Raw genomic sequence first — 2,519 nt, 5'->3', positions numbered from 1 at the left:
ACGGGTGGTCCGGGCCAATGGGGACTGGGATCAGTATTGGGAGCAGCTTGCAGCGGCAGCCTGATGGTTGTCTGAGGCCCCACACTTTTAATCACACCCTGGGATCTGGGGAATCAGCAAGGCTGGCTGCTCACCCAACACATCAGCCACAATATCCTTGGCGTTAGTCAAGCTCAGGACACTCTTTACTTCAGGAATTTTGCGAAATTCGTCGGTGAGGCGCTGAATCTTTTGCAGCGTCTGCGGTGTGTAGATATTGTCCGTAATGAGTGCGATCACTGCGACATCATCACTGCCAAACATGCGCCGCACGTCCTCGTAGTAGTGTTTCTCTGGGTCACCCTCAGGGAGAAGGCTCTCAAGCGAACTGTCGATGCGGATATGGCGAGCGTGAAACGCGAAGAAGACGGTAAGGACAGCGATGATAATCAGAACGATCCAGGGTTGCCGAAGGATGACACGATGCAGAGCACTCATACCCACCTCACTGAGTGTGTGACTGCCGTCTAGCGGCGGTATACGCAGAAAACGTGCCAACGCGCAAGAGATGGTTCAAACACACACTCCGCCAGCTCGTGAGGACCTCTACTGTCGCCTCAATGTCGCCTCGATGGTGTTGCCGCCGTTGCGTGATCGACGTGAAGACGTTCCCACGCTGGTGCGCTGTTTTATCGAGCATTCGTGTCTGGCAGTGAATCGCCCCCTGATGGACATTGAACCTGCAGCACTACAGTGTCTACAAGCCTATCACTGGCCGGGTAATGTGCGGGAACTACAGAATGCGATCGAACGAGCGATGGTCTTCGCCGCGGGCTCGGTTATTGCCGTTGGTGATTTGCCAGCAGACATTCGCAGGCCCACAGAGCCGCCGGTGGTGGTGAGATCTCTCTTGCCTGGACTTGAGGACGAACTGCCGCTAGCCGAAGCGACGGATGTGTTTCTCCGTGCCAAAGTGCGAAGAGTGTTGGACGTAACTGGTGGGAGCCAGACCGAGGCCGCGCGACGCTTGGGCCTGCCGCAGTCGAATTTGTCGCGCTTGATGAAACGCCTGCGGTTACGATGAACTCTTGGTATCGGTGCACACACTTTAAGCGCTGCCGATGTCCACAGTTTGATAGTCGCGACACCCGAACACCGGAATGTCAATGTCGTCATGTGTGAGGAGCGCACGTGCACTCTCAACAATCTCCTCGACCAACGCATCGGCTGATGTGGGATCGTGATGGGTGAGTCCCAAGGCTTTTGCGCCCACCATCTTGGCCACGCGGGCACTATAATCCGGCGTGCCATGTCCCCAACCAGCGGTCATCTCATCGTACTTCTTGCGGGTGTACTGGCTGTCCATAACGAGCAAGTCGACATTCCTGAGATGGTTCGCAAAACTGCGGGGGATGCCGTCTTGGTTTTCGTGGTCGGTGACGAAGGCAAAGACCTGGCCTGTGGAGCGTTCTTCGAAGCGATAGGAAATAGTCCGCTCGGGGTGGTTACTGCGATGCATGGCAATCACCAAACACTCGGCGAGCGTGAAGCTGCGGTTCTGGGGAAACGGGATAGGCGCGCCACTGCTGACCAGACGCTCGAAGGCGTCGACCGTGAGCATTTGTTGTCCTCCCTGGGAATGGAGGATCAACACTGTGCTGTTGGGATGGGCAATGGTGAGGCACTGGATATGACTACTGATTTCGTTGAAATCAACCGGGAAATACGGTGGTCGCATGAGCGTTTGATACACCTCATGCGGGCCAATGCTTTGATCGGTAGGGCCGTAAATCGTTACTGGTATATGCTTGGCGTACGGAAAAGCGGAGAGCGCCAAACCTTGCGTATGATCGTGGTGGTAGTGCGTCTGGAGAATCGTCACTTCCTGGCCATTGTTTTGCATAAAATCGCCAGACAAAGGAACAATCCCTGTTCCTGCATCGATCACCAGCCAATGACCAGCAGGAAGACTAGAGGACTCGATACGTAGACACGTGGTGTTGCCACCATAGGCTGCCTTACTGGGGTGCGAGATCGGACAACTGCCGCGAGTGCCATAAAAAGTGACTTTCATAAGACGCCTTTCTCAGTGTTTCTCGTCAATGTTGGGCAGAAAGTATGCCATTCGCAATACTGAAGGGCCTCGTCATTGAATCATCGAGTCATTGAGTTATCGGGTGATCAGGTCATTTTTTTATTGCGTCATTGAAGCAATGGTGATTTATTCCTCGACGAGAAGTTCTTTTCAATCGATTCCGCTCCTTGCGTCAGTCAGTTGGCGCGCTTCGCACGCCCTACAACTTTGGACCTGGGACTTTGGACCTTGGACTTGTTGTGACTCTGGACTCTGGACGTTAAATCAGACCTGAGAACCTTCGTACACGTTACACTCCAGGCGCCAAATCGTGTCATTCTGAGTCCTCCACAGCGCGCGGCGCGGAGCGTGGAGGCAGAAACGAGACAGTGCTATGCTTGGCGGCACGGCCCCGACAAGCTAAGACCGGCGTTGCCAATGGTGCTGCAGGAGCCCATTTCTGAGT

The 2,519-nt window shown here is 54.6% G+C and carries 3 protein-coding genes; 1 reads left to right on the top strand and 2 read right to left on the bottom strand.

Annotation, left to right across the window (positions count from 1 at the left end):
• Positions 1-87: 87 nt before the first annotated feature.
• Complete coding sequence (locus FJ147_28265) at positions 88-477, bottom strand: hypothetical protein (protein ID MBM4259778.1); 390 nt, start codon at positions 475-477, stop codon at positions 88-90.
• 70 nt (positions 478-547) lie between these two features.
• Here FJ147_28265 and FJ147_28260 point away from each other — a divergent pair, with 70 nt between their 5' ends.
• A complete protein-coding gene (locus FJ147_28260) occupies positions 548-1,063 on the top strand; it encodes a hypothetical protein (protein MBM4259777.1) in 516 nt (171 codons plus the stop codon).
• 24 nt (positions 1,064-1,087) lie between these two features.
• On the opposite strand, the gene FJ147_28255 is transcribed toward FJ147_28260, so the two are convergent.
• Positions 1,088-2,053: a hypothetical protein gene (locus FJ147_28255; protein ID MBM4259776.1), complete on the bottom strand. Its 966-nt coding sequence runs from the start codon at positions 2,051-2,053 to the stop codon at positions 1,088-1,090.
• Positions 2,054-2,519 lie beyond the last annotated feature (466 nt).

It is taken from the genome of Deltaproteobacteria bacterium (assembly GCA_016874775.1).
Lineage (GTDB): Bacteria > Desulfobacterota > Binatia > Bin18 > Bin18 > VGTJ01.
This window is presented reverse-complemented; position numbering and strand designations above follow the sequence as displayed.

Coding starts and splice junctions, on each gene's coding strand:
- FJ147_28255 (MBM4259776.1), bottom strand. CDS start 2,053: ATGAAAGTCACTTTTTATGGCACTCGCGGCAGTTGTCCGATCTCGCAC.
- FJ147_28265 (MBM4259778.1), bottom strand. CDS start 477: ATGAGTGCTCTGCATCGTGTCATCCTTCGGCAACCCTGGATCGTTCTG.
- FJ147_28260 (MBM4259777.1), top strand. CDS start 548: ATGGTTCAAACACACACTCCGCCAGCTCGTGAGGACCTCTACTGTCGC.